Origin of the sequence: Stenotrophomonas sp. PA-6-5C (assembly GCF_021605635.1) — a bacterium.
GTDB lineage: Bacteria > Pseudomonadota > Gammaproteobacteria > Xanthomonadales > Xanthomonadaceae > Stenotrophomonas > Stenotrophomonas lactitubi.
Genome location: NZ_WKEE01000025.1, coordinates 1 through 18,500 on the forward strand (window position 1 = coordinate 1; position 18,500 = coordinate 18,500).

Below are 18,500 nucleotides of genomic sequence, written 5' to 3' on the forward strand. Positions count from 1 at the left end.
GGCGGGTTTGGATCCATCGTCAATGCGGTCCACACCACCGAAAGCCGAGGGCCTGGCCGGTTGTCGCCCTTCACTGCACCCACCTTCCTGGCGAATATGGCGGCTGGGCAGGCATCGATCCGTTACGGGTTCAAAGGTCCGCAGGGCGCTCCCGTCACGGCCTGCGCGGCGGGTGTCCAAGCCATTGGTGATGCGGCGCGTCTCATTCGGTCCGGTGAGGCGGACATCGCGTTGTGCGGTGGGGCGGAGGCGGCGATGCACCGGGTCAGCCTGGGCGGCTTCGCCGCTGCCAAGGCACTGAGTACGTCGTTCAACGGCTCACCCCAGGCAGCCTCTCGCCCGTTTGATGAGCGGCGGGACGGCTTTGTCATGTCCGAAGGAGCGGGGCTGCTGGTGATCGAGCGGCTGGATCACGCGCGCTCGCGTGGTGCCCCCCCGCTGGCCGAGCTGGTCGGCTACGGCACCACTTCGGATGCCTACCATTTGACTGCGGGACCCGACGACGGCAGTGGCGCCCGCAGGGCGATGGAGATCGCGCTGGCGCAGGCGGGCATTTCCGCTGAGCAGGTCGACCACATCAATGCGCACGCTACCTCGACCCAGGTGGGGGACCGGGCAGAGCTTGCGGCCATGCGTGCCTTGTTCGGCGCCCGTCCAGATCTTCTCATCTCTGCCACCAAGTCCAGCACCGGGCACCTGCTCGGGGCGGCTGGCGGCATCGAAGCAATCTTTACGGTGCTTGCCTTGCGCGATCAGGTCGCGCCGGCGACGCTCAACCTCGGCCGCCCGGATCCGTTGGCAGAAGGGCTTTCGATCGTCGCCGGCGGGCCGCGGAAGGCGGAGATCGAGTTCGCGTTGACCAATGGATTTGGCTTTGGCGGCGTGAATGCCAGTGCATTGTTCAGGCGGATGTGAGCGTGGTTCGCTCCAGCGGCCTCCCAAGTAAAACCGCCCTGCGCTGGGAGGGTGCGCGGGCGTTGAGCCGACGTTGGATACTGGATGCAGCCGGCACTGTGTTTGCGGAAGTGGGGTTTGAGAACGCGACGATGAAGCGCATCGCTGAGGCCTGTGACGTCAGCAAGGTCACGATCTATGCCCACTATCGTGACAAGGCGCAGCTCTACGGGGCCGTCATGGACAGCCATCTGGCATCCTTGCCGGTTGCTGGGCTGCACATGCATGGAACGTTGGATCTTGGCGATGCGCTGATGCAGATCAACGATGGCATCGGACGGTTGGCGGCAAAGCCTTCATGCCAGGCCTTCTGCAGGACGCTCTCGCGTTCGGATCATGCCCGCGCTGTCTACATGGAGCACTGGCGTGCGGTGCTCCAGCCGTACTTCGATCTCGCCACGCAGGCGATGGCGACGGCCTCTGCATGCTCGCCGCATTCCAGTGATAGTGAGAAGTTTCTCAGGCTCATCCTTGCAGAGCATGGCCTGCCAAATGCGGCAACGCCCATGTCTGGAAGCCATGCCACGGTCGCGCTTTTCGTGCGCGCCTATGCACAAAGGCCGTCGGATGCCTGGCAGGCGCCGCCCGAGCGTGGGTGAAGGCACCCGGTCGGCGCATGACTTCATGCACTGCACGATGACTACAAATGTAGTCATCGTGTGCCTGTCCAGTGGAGGAGCCCGCCATGAGAGCCTGTTTGTTCGTCTGCATATTCTTCCTCGCGCTGCGCCCCTGGGTGGCCGGCGCCAACACGCCCGACGCCCTTGCAGCGATCGAGCAGAATGCCCGCAATGCGCATTCCGATGCGGTCTTCATTGAGCGCGAAGGCGCTGTCCTGCTACAGATCGCGCCCGCCGCCGGTGAAGAACGGATCCACCTGATGTCGGCGACCAAGTCCGTCGTCGCCCTGGCCATCGGGCTGCTGCTCGATGACGGCAGGCTCGCTTCCATTGACGAGCCGGTCAGCACTGTTTACCCGGAATGGCGGCAGGGCAGAAAGCGGGACATCACGATCAGGATGCTGATGGACCACACCTCCGGACTGCAGAACGTAGCCAACGCCGGTGTGGAACTGGAGGGCGCACCGGATCTGGTGAAGCTGGCGCTGGCGGCCGAGGTGTCCAGCGCCCCAGGCACCACCTTCGCCTACAACAACAAGGCCACCAATCTCCTGCCGGGCATCGTCGAACGGCTTGCCGGCAAGCCGCTGGATGTCTACCTGGACGAACGGCTGTTCAAGCCACTCGGCATCTCCGGTCATGCATGGATGAAGGATGCGGCCGGCACGCCTTTGGGCATGGCCGGGCTATCGCTTTCAGCCCCTGATCTGGCGGCGATTGGAAGACTGATGCTGGCCGGTGGCGTCGCCCCGGGCGGCAAGCGGTTGCTGAGCGAGCGCTCGGTGGCGTTGATGACCGCCGAGAGCGCACGCTCCCCCGATGTCGGCCTGCTGTGGTGGCGCATCCCCGCTTGGGAGCACTACCGGCTGAAATCAGCGGCAGCAGCCTTCCTGTCTGCCCGCAGCGTGGACGCTGGGATGCAGGAGGTGCTGCTGGCCACCGAGGGCCGGCTGTTCGACAGCAAGGCAGCGCTGATCAGCTTCCTGGCCGAACGCCTGGGACCTGCCTGGCCACAGCGCTACGCTGCCGAAATCAGCGGGCGCGGACTGAAGCTCAGCGACATCTTCGACATCGACCGGGGGCCTGTAGCGGCATACGCAGCCAACGGCTATCTCGGCCAGCACCTGGTCATTGTTCCCGGCAAGGGCGTGGTCGCGGTCAGGCAGATCCACCGGCGGGAAAGCCACAGCGCTCCGCTCGACGATTACGCCGCGTTTCCCATGGACGTGCTGCGTTTGGCGGAGACACTGTGACAGTCGACGACCCTAGGGGAGGCGGCAGCCCGCGAATACATCCAGGCCCGGCTCGTAAATCCCGCTGCTGATATCGAACAGCCCCAGCAGGGAGTGGAAGAGATTGTCGTGGCTGTAGGATCCGGTGCCCGCAGCATGACGCAGGCAGGCAACCTCAAGTCGTGCATGGGTCGCGAAGGCGGGAGAGAACCACATCACCAGCGGCACCTGGGTCTGCTCCCGTGGCGCGATGAAGTAGGGCGTCCCGTGCAGATACAGGCCGTGCTCGCCAAGCGACTCGCCATGGTCGGAAACATAGATCAGGGCTACATCGCGCTGGTCCGCGTAGGTCTGCAGCAGGTCGATGGCCTTGCCCAGCAGTCGGTCGGTATAGACCAGCGTATTGTCGTAGGTGTTGACCAGCGCTTCATTGCTGCACTTCTGGATCTGGTTGCTGTCGCAGGTGGGGCTGAATGTCGTGGCATCGGCCGGATAGCGTTCAAAGTACGTGGGCCCATGGCTGCCCAGCTGATGCAGTACGATCAGCCCATCGCCCGGCATCGCCTCGATGCGCGCGCCCAGCTGGTGCAGCAGGATTTCGTCATGGCAGGTGCCATCCCGGTTGACACACAATCCAGGCACTTTCAGCGGAGGCATGTCATCGGTGGGCAAGCGCTCGCACACGCCCTTGCAACCGCCATTGTTGTTGTCGCGCCAAAGCACGTTGACACCGGTCCGCTGCAGGATGTCGAGCACGTTCTCTTCCGAGGCCGCAGCGACTCCGTCGTACTGCGACCGCGTCATCTGCGAAAACATGCAGGGCAGCGACACGGCCGTCGCGGTACCGCAGGAGGAAACGTCGCCGAAGCTGATGACGTTGTCTTTGCGTGACAGGTACGGATTGGTCGGGCGTGGGTAGCCGTTGAGCTGGAAGTTCTGTGCTCGTGCCGTCTCGCCAGCCACCACGATCACCAGGCGGGGCCGTTTTCCGGGGATGCGGGTGGCATCCTCGCCGACAGCCCGCAATGGCTGCGCCTTGGCGCTGTAGCTGCTCCTGAGATAACCATAGGTGTGGCGGACCACATTCAGCGGCAGCACCTGTTCACGGATGTAGCGATTGTTGCGCAGCAGCGACGAGTACTCCTTGTAGAACGCAAACGTCACCGCCGCCAGCACCATCAAAGTCGCCAGCACATTTCCCAGCCATGCCAGCGCCGCCCGCAAGGGGCGACCGCCGTTTCCACTGCGCATGACCAGCAGCACGCACGAGGGCAGGGCGCCCAGCAACAGCACTGTCAGCAGCAGCGGCACCGAGAGATAGGACGTCATCTCGGCCTGGTTGGTCTCCAGCGCGTTCTGCACCATGTCGCGGTCGATCAGCACGCCGTAATGAAGCATGAAGTAGCTGCACGCGGCACTGATGAGAACCAGGAGCGCCAGTACCGGCTTGCGTACATAGGGAAGGATGCCGATCGGCGTGAACAGCAGATTGAACAGGCAGAACAGCAGCACCGGCAGGCTGAAGAAAAACAGGGTGCTGCGCAGGTCATGGATGTCCATGACGGACCACAGTGTTTTCCAGAGGGCGATGTTTCCCAGCGTGGCGAAGAACAACGCGGTGCACCACACGAGCACGATCGGATGATGAGGGGAAAGTCTGAAGCATGGACGCACGTGCACAATCCGTTGTACGAGTAGTGCGCGCAGTATCTGGATGCGCTTATCAGGAAGTTGTCAGCTTTCGTGCTCAGCCCAGCAGAACCACGGCCCATACCGTAGCGACCATCAACAGCGCCGTGGTCTGCGCCGCACTGCCCATGTCCTTCGCATTCTTGGAAAGCGGGTGATGTTCCAGCGAGATGCGGTCGACCACTGCTTCGATGGCCGAGTTGAGCAGTTCCACCATCAGGCTGATGAAGCAGACCATCAGCATCAGGGCGCGCTCGCTTCGGCTGACCTCCAGCAGGAAGGCCACGACCGCCAGTGCGCCATGCAGCAACAGCAGCTGGCGGAAGGCCGCCTCTCCCCGGAAGGTGGCGATGAAGCCATCGCGCGAATGGATCAGGGTATGGAAGATGCGGCGCAGGCCGGTCTTTCCGTGTGGGTACTTGCCGTTGCCATTGGGGTGCCCTGGCTGCATTTCTGTCCTGCCTTCAGGTAGGAAATCCGGCAAGGATGTGCAGGCCCGTGTCAGGAAGCTGTCAGGTGCCTGCTGCGGCAGGGTGCATCTGCACAGTGAACAGGCAACCTTGCGCCGATGTCTCGACCGTCATCTGCCAGCCCATATGCTCGACCGCACGCTGCACGATGGACAGGCCCAGGCCTTCACCACCCTGCCGGGTGCTGGGCATGAAGCGCTTGAACTGCTGCGCATCGATGCTGGGCGGCAGCCCCGGGCCGGTGTCGGCGATCCGCAGCGTGGCACTCCGCAGCTCGACCCGCACTTCGCCTTCTTCCGTGTACTGGCAGGCATTGCGCAGCAGATTCCAGATCACACTACGGGCCAGCTCTGCATTGGTCAGCACCTGCTGGTCCTGCGGCGCATCCAGAACCAAGCGCACCGGCTTTCCCGAAAGCCACGGCGCACATCGCTCCCTGCATTCCTCGATCAGCACCCGCACGGGCACGACGCTGCGCGGCACCGTCCTGGGGTCACGCGAAAGCAGCAGCAGGCAGGTCAACTGCCGCTGCATTTCCTGGGTGGTGCGCATGATGCGATCGGCGCTGGCCACCAGGTGGCTGTCGGCGGGCAGCTGGTGCACCAGTGTCTCGGCCGCGCCACCGATGATCGCCAAGGGCGTGCGCAGCTCATGACTGGCATCGCCTGCAAAGCACTGTTCGCGTTGCAGGAACTGCTCAAGCTCGTCGCTGTGCTGGGCGAAAGCGCGCGCCAGCACACCTATCTCATCGCGTGCATCCTGGTAGGGGAAGGGTTTGTGCTTGTTCTGCACCGCCTCGGCCAGACGGGTGATGGGCGCGATGACATGGGTCGCGGTTCGGCGGCCGATCCAGAACGCGCAGAGCACGCAGGTGAGGATGACCAGCGCCGCGAAGGCGTTGATCAGATGCTCCAGGTAGGCATAGTGCTCGCCATCCTGCAGCAGGTAGTAGCGCTGTCCGTTGCTTTCGAACACCCGCAGATGCCATTCGTTCGGGCCTTCTTCACCGTGGTAGCCCGGTCCGTACCTGCGCAGCACCTGAGGAGCCGAACGCGCGTCATACAACTGGCTGCCCTTCGCCAGTTCCGGTTGCTCACCACTGGCCAGCGCGGCCTGCAGCCGATGGACCTCGCGGTCCTGGGTCATCGAAACGACGGAGGCTCTTACCTCGTCATAGTCCACCAGTTCGACCAGCACAATGAAGCCCATGGCACCGGCCATCAGCAGCACGAACGACACCGTGATGCGCGTTCTCAGTGTCAGGCTTCGATAAAGCGACTTCAGCGAGCGGGTAGTCAACGGCATGGGCTACTCCGCAGGTGCCAGTGCCGGCCTGTCCAGCCGCCAGCCAACGCTGTGCACCGTGGCAATGAGTGCAGGGTTGAACGGCCTGTCTACCTGCAGGCGCAGCTCATGGATGTGCGTGCGCAGTGCACCGCTCTCCGGCGGCTCGTCGCCCCAGATCAGGTATTCCATCTCCTGCTTGCGCACCACCGCGGGGGCAGCCCGCACCAGGCACATCAGCAGCTTGTGCGCTGTCGGGGTCAGATTGAGGGTGTGGCCCTGGCGCCACGCCTGCGGTGAACGGGTGTCGACGCGCAGATCGCCCCAGTCCAGCACACTCTGGACCTGCCGGCCCTGGGCGCGGCGGACCAGCGCCTTGATGCGTGCGTCCAGCTCCTTCAGGGAGAAGGGCTTGACCAGGTAATCATCCGCACCCAACGCGAGCCCCTGCACGCGGTCCTCCACCGGATCCCGGGCGGTCAGCATCAGGATCGGCACCGGGTTCTGGAACTCCTGACGGAGCGCCTGGCACAGTGCCATGCCATCGAGGCGGGGCAGCATCAGGTCAAGCAGAATGGCGTCGTAATCGTTCTGCGTTGCCCTGCGCAGGCCGGTGGCACCATCCCGCGCATCGTCAAGCACGTAGCCCAGTGGCTCGAAGAAGGCGTAGAGATTTGCAACCAGCTCGGGGTTGTCTTCAATGATGAGCAGACGTGTCATGGGCTATGCGCATCCGTGCATGATCAATGGACGTTGAACGACCACCGCTAGTTTGCCACGTGCAACGGGTCGCTGCGGGTCATTGCCGGACACGGCGACAGGTGCCTGTGATAGCGTGCCGGGATGAAGATCCTTGCCCTATCCGGTAGCGCTCGCCGGCTGTCCACCAACACCGCATTGCTGAGGGCGCTGGAAGAAATCGCGCCGCCGGATATCGCACTGAGTACCTACGCCGACCTCGGCGGATTGCCCGTTTTCTCTCCCGATCTTGAAGATCTGCCCTTGCCTGACAGTGTTGTGCACTTCAAGCGCTGCATTGAATCCAGCGATGGCATTCTGATTTCAAGCCCCGAGTACGCACGAGGCATTCCGGGCGGCCTGAAGAACGCCATCGATTGGCTCGTATCGGGCGACCTTGTGATTGCAAAGCCCATCGCGCTGGTGCACGCATCCCATCGCGGCGACGACATGCTCGCGTCTCTGCGGCTTGTGCTGTCGACAATCAGCTCCCGTTTCAATGAAGAACTGTTCCTGCGCTTTCCCTTCATGAAGATGGAGCCGGAGGCCATTGCCGATGCCGTAAGGCAGCCGGTCAATCGCGGACCGGCGGAGGCCTTTCTTCAGGAATTTGCCCGCTACTGCCAGCGACCATGGGGTGATTGAACATGATCGTTGGCGCAGTCTGCTGACAAGGGCTTGCGGCGTCAGCGCTTCACCGGCGCTTGCAGATGGGAATACCCCGCGGCCTCCACGAATTGCGGCAGTGTCCACAGCTGGCCGTTGGGCCCCCACGTGCCATCGGTGACATCGCTCACCATGATCGAAGCAGCCAGCCGCTGCGTATCCGGCAGGGCCAGCGATTCCAGAATGGCCTGGTGCACAACCGCCGCGTAACGGGATCGGTGCTGTTCGTCGAGTACGCCGGCAGGGGCCAGGACGTGGACCAGGCACGGAACGATGTGGAGGAAGTCGGCACTGCCGCCACAGCGCCAGAAGCCGGCCGGCACCTCCTCGGCAATCACCCAGCACAGGCTGCGTTGGCGAGGATCAGGCCCCAGGCCGCTGCACTGCGTTGCAGCGGTATTCACCGCGGCGATCATCCGCTCGCGCTGAAGAGCGGTCAGTGCGTCGGCGGGTGTCTTGATGAGGATGGTGGGCATGGATGGCGCTCGTGGGTGAGGGAACGCCCATTCAACCGCGCTACGGCGCTGGTCTGAAGTGGCCGATTTGCCAACAATCGCGCAGAATCAGCCAATGCATGATTTCGTCCTGGTGGTGCCGCGCGAGCCCTTTGCCTCCAGCGTCACCCTCACCCTTGATCTTCTGACCACCGCGGCCAAGCTGGCGTGCCGGGTCGGGGTTGCACCGCCGCGCTGGCGGGTCTGCGCGGTGACGTCAGGAAGCATTCCGCTTGGCAACGGCCTGCAACTGCAGGTGGACAAGTTGCCTGCGCGCTCCTCTGCGCACGAATGCTGGATCCTGCCGGGCCTGGACATCGACGACGCCCGTCAGCTCGACGCTCGCCTGCGCCAGCCGGACATTCCGCCTTTGGTCGCTGCGCTGCGTCGCCATGCCAGAGCGGGCGGCACGATTGCAGGCTCGTGTTCGTCCGTGTTTCTGCTCAACGCAGCCGGATTGCTGGAGGGACGCTGCGTGACCACAACGTGGTGGTTGGCCCCTGCGCTGCGGCGCGTGGCGCCCACTACCCGTGTGGAGCCTGACCGGATGGTGCATGCCGATGGTCCGCTGATCACCGCCGGCGCCGCGATGGCACACATGGACCTGGTGCTTTACGTGATGCGCCAGCGCTTCGGCGAGCAACTCACGGCAATGCTGGGCCAGGCGCTGCTGGTCGAGCAGCGTCGCCTGCAGTCGCTGTATATGTCGCCGGCGATGATGGTGCCCGAGAACAACCTGATTGCGCTGTTGACCCGCCACATCGCAGAGACGCTCCCGGAACCAGTCACCGTGGGCACGCTTGCCGCGCGGGCCAACATGTCCACACGCACCCTCAACCGCCAAGTGAACAAGGTGCTCGGCTACGGGCCGCAGCAGTTGATCCAGTCGGTGCGCCTGAACCGGGCGCGGGTGCTGCTGGAAAGCGGCGGGCTTTCGGTGGAAGAGGTGACCGCGCAGGTGGGGCTGGGCGATTCTGCGACGCTCAGGCGATTGCTGCGCAGGCGACTGGGCCTGAATCCTACCCAGGTTCGGCGGTAAGAGCGCACGCACCGCTGCCGGGCGCCGGCATCGCCAGCTACCTGAATTGCTGTACGACCAGCGCAGCAACGACGCACCACAGCACAACCCATACCGCCGATATCCGCGCAACCGCCAACAGCCCGAAGCCCACGGCAGCGATTGCAAGATCGAACGGTGTGCGCACGCCGTCCGTCCACACCGGATCATGGAACGCGGCAGCCAGCAGGCCGACGACGGCCGCGCCAGCCCCGGCCACCGCCCTGGCAGCCCATTGTCGGCGCACCAACTGGTTCCAGATCGGCAATACCGACAGCAGCAACAGGAATCCCGGCAGGAAGATGGCCAGCAGCGCGATCCCTGCACCTGCCACCGCGGGCAGGCCCAGCGGCGTTTCTGCCCCAAGGAACGCGGCCAGCGAGAACATCGGGCCAGGCATCGCCTGGGCAGCGCCGTAGCCTGCAAGGAATGTGTCCGCACTTACCCAGCCGCTGTCGACCACCGCATGCTGCAGGAGCGGCAGCACGACGTGGCCTCCGCCGAAGACCAGAGTCCCGGCCTGATAGAACGCGCCCGCAACGCCGGGTGCCGTCGGCACAGCAGAGGAGGGCAGCATAAAGGAAGCCGCCAGCCCGCCCAGAAAAAGCGCAAGGCTGATGGCGCCGCCACGGACGCTGTAGGGGACTGGAAAGACCGCAGCAACAGGCGCCTTTGCACGCCTGCAGAGCCACAGGCCGAGCAGGCCGCCCAACCCCACGGCGATCAACGACCCCCATGCATTGCCTGTCAGCACTGTCACCGCCGCAGCGACGCAGGTGATCAACGCATGCCGCATATCGGGCACTAGTTGCCGCGCCATACCCAGCAGGCCGTGGGCGACTACCGAGACGGCCACAAGCTTCAAACCGTGGACGACGACCGGGTAGATACCTTGATCCAATCGCGAGGTTGCCACGGCAAGGCCAAGCATCAGCAGCGCAGAGGGAAGGGTGAATGCAACGAATGCCGCCAACGCGCCCCGCCAGCCGCCACGGAACAGGCCAATGGCAAAGCCCATCTGGCTGCTGGCCGGCCCCGGAATGAACTGGCAGACCATCAACAACTGGGCGAAGTGGGCATCATCCAGCCAGCGTCGGCGCTGCACGAACTCGTGATGGAAATAGCCCAGATGGGCGATGGGGCCGCCGAAGGATGTCAGCCCCAGTCTGAGGAAGACAGAAAACACCTCCGTGGCGCTGCCGCGGGCCTCCAGCGCGTCATCGGCATCATGTTCGGGCAGGGGCGGCGATCCGGGCACGGGCCGAGGATACACAGTCTGTCTGTCTCTGATTGCAGCACCACAACGGGCAGATGGGCGCGGCGGGCGGACGTCCGGGCGGGCCGGGTGGCGCGCATGGATCCGTTCACGGGGACTGCTCTATATTCCGTGGCACAAGGCCGCATACCGCGGCTGGACCGGGAGTATCCCCATGAAAACCGGACGTTTGCTTGGCATTGCCCTGGGTGCGGCAGTGACCCTGGTTGCTGCGCCTGCCTGGGCCGATCCGCCGCATCATGCACGGGGCAACGGACCGCCGCCCCATGCAGGCGGCCCGCACAACCGCGACGCACCCCCGCCGGGCTGGCAGAAAAAGGCGTGGCGCCGCGGTGACCGCTTGCCCTGGGCCGAGGTTGACAGGCGCTACTGGGTGGACGACTACACGCATTACCGTCTGCGCGACCCCGGGCGCGGTCAGCGCTGGGTGCGGCAGTCGGATACGGAATACCTGCTGGTGGAGATCGCCACCGGCGTGATCATCGACGCACTGCGTCGCTAGGGATTCCGGCACGGGCCCCGGGCGGCGCGCAGCCGCCGCGGGGGTAATGCAGGCACGGCCGCCGGTGGCATCGCGCGCTTACCCCGGCAACCCGCACTTCATCCGGCCGTCCACGTAATACGGCTTCGGTACGTTCGGGTTGTCGCTGGTCTTTTCAAAGACCACTTCGAACGACGCCGCGTCGGGCGAACCTTTGCGATCGGTGCAGGCGTCCTGCAACTTCTTCTTGACCGCAGCAATGCCGGCCTCGCGGTTGGCACCGTCGGCGCTGTTGGTCAGGTTTACGGTTTCAGCCAGGGCCAGTGGGCTGAAGGCAGACAGGCAGCTGGCGATCATCAGGGCATGCAGCTTGGTCAAGGGGCGCACCTCGCGGAAATCCAATGAGGCAGTCAGCATAATGCGGGAGCGTTAACAGCACGTGCCCGGTTGCGGCAGTTGGCTTGGCTGACGTTGTTTGGTAAAAGCCTCGCTGTCGAAGATCAGAGAATGGACGCGAGCCATGTCCGAACCCTATTCGGCCCTGCTCAGGCTGCAGCTGCCGCGCGAGCGACTTGCACGCTGGTTGGCCGCGCCGGTGCCTGCAGCATCGAGGTGGGATGACTGGCGATCCATCGCCGGCCGGTGGCACCTGCCCGGCGGCGCCGATCTGGCTGCGTCCAGTGATGTGGAGCTGGGTGAATTCCTCGCCGATTGCAATGCAATGCTGGCCCGGCATGCGGACAATCGCGCAGCGTTGGCCGCCATCCTGCAATCCACGCAGGCGGAGAACATCAAGCTTGCGGCCTACGATCAGGCAGGGGCGTACTTCGTTGCAGGGTCACTGACGTATTCCGAGAACCTCCATGACCTGGTCGTGTTTCTGGCCATGGCGCGCGGCGCCGCCGATTTCCTTGAGCCTGGCGAGCACGGCGAGGCACTGGTGCACGACTACCTGTGGGCCGAGGACGGCGAGCGGGAGACGGTTGCTGCGGTCCACCTCGCCGGCAAGGGCGATTCCGGCTTCATGACGCCTGCGCAGTCTGGCGAGACCGCTGCAACCTTCGATGCAATGGTCGAGCTCATGCTGGAGGGAGCGGACGACCCGCAGTTCACTCCACGCAATCAGTTGGACCGTATCCAGGAGCGCGGCCATGCTGCCCAGGAGAACTAGATGACAGACACGGGCATCCGCAGGGATCCGGTCGGCAGGAGAGCGCGCTGCGTGCCCGCCGCCCTCGTGCTCTGCCTCTGCCTGATGGCGGGGTTCGCGCTGGCCGAGACGGCACCGGCTGCGCGCACCTGGTTCGTAAGCGGAGCAGAGCTGGCCAGGCTCCTGCAGGGCAAGGGCGAAGGCGGATTCTGCAGCAGTGATCAGTGCCGGGACCTGTCGAGCGCCCGCGCGAGCGCCTATATCCAGGGTATTGCGGACGCAGGCCGAGGGCAGTGGTGCGGCCAGGGGCAGATCCTTCCCCATGAACTGGTCGACCGGGTGGCTTCGCACATCCGGCAGCTGCCTGCCGAACGACTGCAGCAGGATGCCGCATCTCTGGTCATCGAAGCACTTCAGACCGCGCTTCCCTGCCAACACGCGGCGTCCAGCAGCGACCGCGCCCACGCCGCGCAGAGAGCACGATGAGCGCTTGCTGCCGCTGCACGCCGGGCCGGAACGAAGAGAGGGCTGCCGCATGCGCGTGATGGAGACAGCGTTGTCTGCCGATGTGCTGGCCCTGCTGGAGGCCAGCGGCCTGCCAACAGAGGATCTGCGTGCAGGCAGGCCAATCACCCTTCTGGCAGCGACGTTGGATGGAGAGCTGCTCGGCTGTGTGGGCTACGAATCGAGCCGGGATGTGGTGCTCATGCGTTCGCTGGCTATCCGGCCGATGTCGCAGGGCAGGGGTCTGGGGCGGCACCTGGTTGTGGAACTGGAGCGGCATGCCAGAGCGGCGGGCGGCAGGACGGTGTTCCTTCTCACGACCACAGCAGCGCCGTTCTTCGGGCAGCTTGGCTATGAGCGCGTCGCGCGCGATGCAGCGCCGGGATTCATCGCTGCGTCGACGCAGTTCAGTGGACTGTGCCCAGGCTCAGCCCAGCTGATGATGCGGCGGCTGTAGGGCAACCGGGCCCGGGGCGGTGCTTCAGCCGCCGCGCCCCTCGGCGTCAGCGGATTGCCGCGTTGCAATCGGCGATGCCCGCAGTGCAGAGGGCCGCTGCGGTGTCGATACCGAAGCGCGCGTGATCAACCGGTGCGCGAGTACGTGATTGACCGTCGCGCGTCCCGGCGAGGCGGAGTGACGGATCGCCCGCAACAGGATGTCCATCGCGTTGTCGGCCATCTCCGCTACCGGCTGATGGATCGTGGTCAGCTCCGGCCACACCATCGTCGAAGCGGATGTGTCATCGAACCCGACCACCGAAAGATCGCCCGGCACCTGCAGGCCGCGACGATGCGCCACGGAAACGACCGCCGATGCCATGTCATCGTTGCTGGCGAAGATCGCGCTGGGTGGCGGCTGCAGCGTCAGCAGCTGCTCGGCAGCCTCCAGTCCAGACCGGTAGGTGAAGTAGCCCGGCTGGACGAGCGCGTCGTCGTAGACGATACCAGCTTCGGCCAGGGCATCCCGGTAGCCCTGCCAGCGATGCGCACTGGCCGTCTGGTTCGGATCGCCCTTGATGTAACCGATGCGGGTATGCCCACGGGAGACCAGATGCGCCACCATGTCATGGCTGGCCTGGCAGTCGTCGATGCGCACGCAGGAAATCCTGTCGCTGAAGCGGCTGGACGCGATGGATACCGCGGGAATGCCGGCATTGACGAATACATCGACGATGTCCTTTGACTCACACAGGGGAGGCGGAAGAATCACCCCTGCCACGGTGGTGGACAGTTGCCGTGCCGCCTCGCGACGTGCCTGGGCGCCCAGTTCATCCCATGCAGCGATCACCAGCTGCGCCGCCGACCGCGTGGACCCGCGCAGTGCGCCGACCAGCAGTTCGCGCAGGTAGCTGGAGCTGGGATTGGTGTAGATCAAGGCGATGCACGTGCGCTGCGCGGCGGCCAGTGCGGATGCGGCGAGGTTGGGCCGGTAGTCCAGTGCGTGCACGCTGCGCAGGACGCGTTCGCGGTTGCCCTCGCGTACCCCGGCATGGCCGTTGATGACGCGCGACACCGTCATGGCGGAAACGCCTGCATGCGCAGCGACGTCATCGATGGTGATGGCGCTCGCTTTCCGGCGGACCGCTTTGTGGCCGTTCTTCAAGTGTCGATTCCCTTTGCTGCGCTGCATGATGACAAGCGCGATTGCGGGTGAGTAGTCTGCGCCCTGACGCGATGGTAGCGCTACCACTGGACCGGTGTAAGGCCAGCGGATGCCCCCCCTTTTACCGCGCGGCTGTTCCGGCAGGTCTGAAAGCGAGTGTGAGTCGCAGTGGGTGCAAAGCGCACTGCGATGTTCGGTGTGGAAGACGGGCATCGCCCGTGCGTGCCCCCAGGAGGGGCGGTACATCCATTCGATCGTATGTCAGAGGGGAGAGTCATGAGCGCTTTTTCGTTCCGTCGTACCCCAGGCCGGAGGGCTCGTCGATGAGCCGGACGCTGGCGAAGTTCACCTCCAGGGCCATGTTCACCTTTGTCGGTGGGGTCCTGGTCATCAATCCCGCATTCGCACAGGAGACGTCACCCGCCGCGCCTGTCGCCCAGCAGCAGAACCCGCCCAGTCCGAAACAGCTGGATACCGTGCAGGTCACCGGCATCCGCAACAGCCTCAGCCAGGCGATGGACATCAAGCGCGACTCGGCCGGCGTGGTGGATGTGATCAGTGCTGAGGACATCGGCAAGTTCCCCGACACCAACCTGGCAGAGTCCCTGCAGCGCATCACCGGCATCTCGATCGAACGACGTGATGGTGAAGGTGCACAGGTGACGGCGCGTGGCTTCGGCCCTCAGTTCAACATGGTGACCCTCAACGGGCGCCAGATGCCCGGCGCCGATGCATTCGGTGCGTCCGGGCAGGTCGCCATCGGTGGTGTTGACGGCGGTACCCGCGCCTTCAACTTCGCCCAGCTGGCTGCCGAAGCCATCAACGGCATCGAGGTCTACAAGACCAGCCAGGCCAATGTACCCAGCGGTGGCATCGGTGCCACCATCAACATCCTCACCTCTCGGCCGTTCGACCATGAGGGCATCGTCGCCAGTGCCGGCGCGAAAGCTGTCTCCGACCGCAGCCAGCCATTCGGTGACGACCTGACACCGGAGCTGTCCGGCATCTTCAGCTACACCAATCCGGAAAAGACCCTCGGCGTGGGCGTGAGCGCCAGCTATCAGAAGCGAAAGGGCGGTTCGGTGCAGGCCACCGAGAACTACTGGAACGCGCAGCCGTGGACCGGCTCCATGCCGGGCAACCCGAGGGTGGTCAATGCGCCCACGGTGGGCGCGTTGTACGCCCGGCCCAATGACCTGCGCTACGCGTTCTCCGAGTTCGAACGAGAACGCATCAACGGCCAGGCGGTGCTGCAGTTCGCGCCGACCGATGCGGTGACCCTGACCCTGGACTACACCTATTCGACCAACGAGATCACCGAGAATCGTGGCGAGCAGGGCATGTGGCTGCAGAACAGCAACTACACCGACGTCGAATTCGACACCAGTGGCGCGGTAGCGACCCCAACCTACATCCGCGAGATTGCCGGCACCAAGGACTTCGGCCTTGAGCAGCAGCGCAGCATGCAGAAGTACAAGCTGGGGTCGCTGGGCTTCAATGCCGCATGGAACGTGACCGACCGCTTCAAGCTGACCTTCGATGCCCACAATTCGAAGAACGAAAGCCGCCCGAACGACCCGCTCACTGGCGGTGGCTCCATCTTCATGAGCATCGCCGGCACCAACAACTGCACCACCGGCCCGCATTGCGGCGGCTCATGGGTGCAGGAGCTGAACTTCAACAACGGCCTGCCGATCGGCACCCAGGTCTGGTTCCCGTCCACCGCCGATGCAGCCGCCAATACCAACGGCGTGGTCAACCCGGGCTTCGTGCCGGGCGAGATCGGCAGCCAGGTGCTGCGCGTCAACTCGCAGACCCAGATCAGCGAGATCAAGCAGGGCCGCGTGGATGGCGAGTGGATCTTCGACAGCGGTCGCTTCCAGTTCGGCGTGGACAGCAGCAAGTCCACCACCCATCGCATCCAGGCCGAAGAGGCCTATTCGACACTGGGTGACTGGGGCGTAGCCAACGTCAACCGTGACACGGCCGGCGGGCTGATGGACCTGATGCAGCCGGTCAACATCGTCGGTCTGTTTGATGACTACAGTGCCAGCAGCTGGACCGCATGGCGCGGCGACGCCGGCCGCCTCGCGCAGTGGGCGGCAAACGAGTATGGCGTGGGCCTCGGCGTGAGCCCCAAGCGCGCCGCCGACAACCTGGTGGAAGAGAAGACGAAGTCGGCCTACTTCCAGGTTGAGCTGGATGGCGAGCTGGGCGGCATGCGTACCAATACCCGACTGGGTGTGCGCTATGAAACGACGGACGTTGTCTCCACCTCGAACATCGCCATCCCGGAAGCGATCGAGTGGCAGTCCAACAATGACTTCCGTGTGGTGTTGTCCGACGAGCAGCAGCCGTTCACCGAAAAGAGCAACTACAGCTACATCCTGCCCAACCTCGATTTCAGCATCGATCTGCGCGAGGACCTGAAGGGACGTGTCTCGTTCGGCAAGAGCATCGCGCGCGCGCCGATCGGCAACCTGTATGCCGGCCCGACTGCCCAGCAGCCGTTCGGCTCGGTCCTTATCGACCCGTCCTCGCGGGCCAGCGGCACTGCACAGAACCCGCAGCTGAAACCATTGGAATCGGACAACCTGGACCTGGCACTGGAGTGGTACTTCGCCGACGCGAGCTACCTGTCGCTGACCTACTGGAACAAATCGGTCGACAACTTCGTTGGCAACACCATTGTCCAGGAAAGCCTGTACGGCCTGCGCGATCCTACCTCCGGCCCGGACGCGCAGGCGGCCCTGGCGTTCCTCAACAGCGGTGCCTGCGTCACCCAGGTGGGCGCTGCCAACGCGGCGGCGTGCTCGGCCAATGACACCTCGCTGTTCACCGCCCTGGCCCTGCTGCGCAACAATCCGGCCGGGCTGGCCGCCTACAACGGCACCGACGCCCAGGTGCTGGCCACCGAGGCAGCGTACGATCTTTACGGCACGGCTGCCGATCCGCTCTACCAGTTCAACGTCAATCGTCCCATCAACCAGAACAAGGCCAAGCTGCACGGCTGGGAGCTGGGTGGACAGTACTTCTTCGGCGATACCGGCTTTGGCATTCTGGCCAACTACACCCTGGTCGATGGTGATGTGGGCTTCAACAATGCCGGCGATCCGGGCATCGACCAGTTCTCGCTCACCGGCCTGAGCGACACCGCCAATGCCGTGCTGATGTATGAGAAATACGGCTGGTCGGTACGCCTTGCCTGGAACTGGCGCGACCAGTACCTGATCCTGGCCAACCAGGGGGCCAGCCGCAATCCGTACTATGTGGAGGCGTATGAGCAGTGGGATCTCAGCGTGAACTACACCCTGGATGATCACTGGTCGTTCGGCCTGGAGGCGATCAACCTGACCGGTGAGGATGTCCGCTGGCGCTCGCGCACCTCGCAGATGATCGTCAAGCTGGCCGACCAGAGTCCGCGGTATATGCTCGGCGTGCGCTACAAGTTCTGAACCGTGGGGGGTGCAGCTGCCACGGCAGCTGCACCGGTTGAAGGCATCTGACCGAACGGGACACTTCCATGCCGCGTTACGAAATGCTCAACAACGTTGCCCACCGCGATCTTCGCGTTGCCACCGGCTTCGGGCCGGAGTTCGGCGATGCGGTCGGCATGGTGCCGGCGTACCCGAGTGAATTTGCAGAGTTGCAGCGGGAGTACCCGATCTTCCTGCGCAGGGATGCCGACACCGGTGGCTGGCAGTCGGTGGCTCTGCTGGGCTTCGAGCAGCACGAGAACCTGTTCCTGCAGGGCGACCGCTGGAATGCGGCGTACCTGCCCGGTGCGGCCGCCAAGGGGCCATTCCTGATCGGCTTCCAGGAGGACCACGTTGATGGCGCGCTCACCCGGGAGGCCGTGCTGCATGTGGATCTGGACCATCCGCGCGTGAGCGCGATGCAGGGGGAGCCGGTGTTCCTGCCGCAGGGAGGGAACTCGCCTTATCTCGAACACGTCGCCGGCGTGCTGCGCGGCATTCACGATGGCCATGCGTTTGCCGCGGAGATGTTCGCCGCCCTCGATGCGAACGGGCTGATCCAACCGGTCACGCTGGACGTGCGGATCGATCCGGAGCATCGGGTCGGTGTCAACGGCCTGCACGCGATCGACCGTGATCGGCTGGCGCAGCTGGACGGTGCCGCGCTGACAGCGCTCAACCGCGCCGGCTATCTGGAAGGCGCCTATCTGATGCTGGCGTCACTGCACAACATGCGCCGCCTCATCGCCGAGAAGCAGCGGCGACTGCGGGCGCAGGATGCCGCTGCTGCGGCAGGCAGGAACTGA

The 18,500-nt window shown here is 64.6% G+C and carries 19 protein-coding genes; 11 read left to right on the forward strand and 8 right to left on the reverse strand.

Annotation, left to right across the window (positions count from 1 at the left end; translation table 11 throughout):
• The 3 genes from GIW57_RS12230 to GIW57_RS12240 all read left to right on the forward strand — a co-directional run.
• Positions 1 to 915 (forward strand): beta-ketoacyl-ACP synthase II (locus GIW57_RS12230; protein WP_236511072.1); only part of this gene is annotated, 915 nt, incomplete at its 5' end.
• Positions 916 to 917: 2 nt separating this feature from the next.
• Entirely contained in the window at positions 918 to 1,553 is a 636-nt protein-coding gene (locus GIW57_RS12235; protein ID WP_329605760.1) for a helix-turn-helix domain-containing protein, read from the forward strand.
• Positions 1,554 to 1,624: 71 nt separating this feature from the next.
• Positions 1,625 to 2,827, forward strand: coding sequence for a serine hydrolase domain-containing protein (locus GIW57_RS12240; RefSeq protein ID WP_236511077.1), 1,203 nt, complete (start codon positions 1,625 to 1,627; stop codon positions 2,825 to 2,827).
• A gap of 12 nt (positions 2,828 to 2,839) precedes the next feature.
• Here GIW57_RS12240 and GIW57_RS12245 read toward each other — a convergent pair whose 3' ends face one another.
• The 4 genes from GIW57_RS12245 to GIW57_RS12260 all read right to left on the reverse strand — a co-directional run bounded on the left by GIW57_RS12245 (position 2,840) and on the right by GIW57_RS12260 (position 6,969).
• The gene (locus GIW57_RS12245; RefSeq protein WP_236511080.1) at positions 2,840 to 4,441 is read right to left on the reverse strand and encodes a phosphoethanolamine--lipid A transferase; all 1,602 of its coding nucleotides are present in this window, start codon (positions 4,439 to 4,441) and stop codon (positions 2,840 to 2,842) included.
• A 112-nt stretch (positions 4,442 to 4,553) separates the two neighbouring features.
• On the reverse strand, positions 4,554 to 4,946 hold the full coding sequence (locus tag GIW57_RS12250; protein ID WP_236511083.1) for a diacylglycerol kinase: 393 nt from the start codon (positions 4,944 to 4,946) through the stop codon (positions 4,554 to 4,556).
• Between the two features lie 61 nt (positions 4,947 to 5,007).
• Entirely contained in the window at positions 5,008 to 6,270 is a 1,263-nt protein-coding gene (locus tag GIW57_RS12255; RefSeq protein WP_236511085.1) for a HAMP domain-containing sensor histidine kinase, read from the reverse strand.
• A gap of 3 nt (positions 6,271 to 6,273) precedes the next feature.
• Entirely contained in the window at positions 6,274 to 6,969 is a 696-nt protein-coding gene (locus GIW57_RS12260; RefSeq protein WP_180167100.1) for a response regulator transcription factor, read from the reverse strand.
• A gap of 123 nt (positions 6,970 to 7,092) precedes the next feature.
• Between GIW57_RS12260 and GIW57_RS12265 the strand changes: the two genes are divergently transcribed.
• Positions 7,093 to 7,632, forward strand: a complete 540-nt coding sequence (locus GIW57_RS12265; protein ID WP_100465420.1) for an NADPH-dependent FMN reductase — start codon at positions 7,093 to 7,095, stop codon at positions 7,630 to 7,632.
• A 41-nt stretch (positions 7,633 to 7,673) separates the two neighbouring features.
• On the opposite strand, the gene GIW57_RS12270 is transcribed toward GIW57_RS12265, so the two are convergent.
• Complete coding sequence (locus tag GIW57_RS12270; RefSeq protein WP_236511087.1) at positions 7,674 to 8,129, reverse strand: hypothetical protein; 456 nt, start codon at positions 8,127 to 8,129, stop codon at positions 7,674 to 7,676.
• A gap of 58 nt (positions 8,130 to 8,187) precedes the next feature.
• Here GIW57_RS12270 and GIW57_RS12275 point away from each other — a divergent pair, with 58 nt between their 5' ends.
• On the forward strand, positions 8,188 to 9,186 hold the full coding sequence (locus tag GIW57_RS12275; RefSeq protein WP_236511090.1) for a helix-turn-helix domain-containing protein: 999 nt from the start codon (positions 8,188 to 8,190) through the stop codon (positions 9,184 to 9,186).
• Positions 9,187 to 9,223: 37 nt separating this feature from the next.
• Here GIW57_RS12275 and chrA read toward each other — a convergent pair whose 3' ends face one another.
• Positions 9,224 to 10,462, reverse strand: a complete 1,239-nt coding sequence (chrA, locus tag GIW57_RS12280) for a chromate efflux transporter (protein WP_236511093.1) — start codon at positions 10,460 to 10,462, stop codon at positions 9,224 to 9,226.
• A 172-nt stretch (positions 10,463 to 10,634) separates the two neighbouring features.
• On the opposite strand from chrA, the gene GIW57_RS12285 reads away from it, so the two are divergent.
• On the forward strand, positions 10,635 to 10,982 hold the full coding sequence (locus GIW57_RS12285) for an RcnB family protein (protein ID WP_100465417.1): 348 nt from the start codon (positions 10,635 to 10,637) through the stop codon (positions 10,980 to 10,982).
• A 78-nt stretch (positions 10,983 to 11,060) separates the two neighbouring features.
• Here GIW57_RS12285 and GIW57_RS12290 read toward each other — a convergent pair whose 3' ends face one another.
• On the reverse strand, positions 11,061 to 11,339 hold the full coding sequence (locus GIW57_RS12290) for a hypothetical protein (protein WP_100465755.1): 279 nt from the start codon (positions 11,337 to 11,339) through the stop codon (positions 11,061 to 11,063).
• 142 nt (positions 11,340 to 11,481) lie between these two features.
• Between GIW57_RS12290 and GIW57_RS12295 the strand changes: the two genes are divergently transcribed.
• Genes GIW57_RS12295 through arsN2 form a run of 3 tightly spaced genes read left to right on the forward strand, consistent with a single transcriptional unit; the run spans position 11,482 to position 13,072 of the window.
• The gene (locus GIW57_RS12295; protein ID WP_236511095.1) at positions 11,482 to 12,132 is read left to right on the forward strand and encodes a hypothetical protein; all 651 of its coding nucleotides are present in this window, start codon (positions 11,482 to 11,484) and stop codon (positions 12,130 to 12,132) included.
• Positions 12,133 to 12,597 (forward strand): Rap1a/Tai family immunity protein, encoded by a 465-nt coding sequence (locus GIW57_RS12300; RefSeq protein ID WP_236511097.1) that lies wholly within the window; start codon positions 12,133 to 12,135, stop codon positions 12,595 to 12,597.
• Between the two features lie 4 nt (positions 12,598 to 12,601).
• Positions 12,602 to 13,072 (forward strand): arsenic resistance N-acetyltransferase ArsN2, encoded by a 471-nt coding sequence (gene arsN2, locus GIW57_RS12305; protein WP_157804900.1) that lies wholly within the window; start codon positions 12,602 to 12,604, stop codon positions 13,070 to 13,072.
• Between the two features lie 24 nt (positions 13,073 to 13,096).
• Here the strand turns inward: arsN2 and GIW57_RS12310 are convergent, their stop codons facing one another.
• Positions 13,097 to 14,134, reverse strand: coding sequence for a LacI family DNA-binding transcriptional regulator (locus GIW57_RS12310; protein WP_236511100.1), 1,038 nt, complete (start codon positions 14,132 to 14,134; stop codon positions 13,097 to 13,099).
• A 407-nt stretch (positions 14,135 to 14,541) separates the two neighbouring features.
• Between GIW57_RS12310 and GIW57_RS12315 the strand changes: the two genes are divergently transcribed.
• Both GIW57_RS12315 and GIW57_RS12320 read left to right on the forward strand, forming a co-directional pair.
• Positions 14,542 to 17,673, forward strand: coding sequence for a TonB-dependent receptor (locus tag GIW57_RS12315; protein ID WP_236511103.1), 3,132 nt, complete (start codon positions 14,542 to 14,544; stop codon positions 17,671 to 17,673).
• Between the two features lie 68 nt (positions 17,674 to 17,741).
• Complete coding sequence (locus GIW57_RS12320; protein WP_236511106.1) at positions 17,742 to 18,500, forward strand: SapC family protein; 759 nt, start codon at positions 17,742 to 17,744, stop codon at positions 18,498 to 18,500.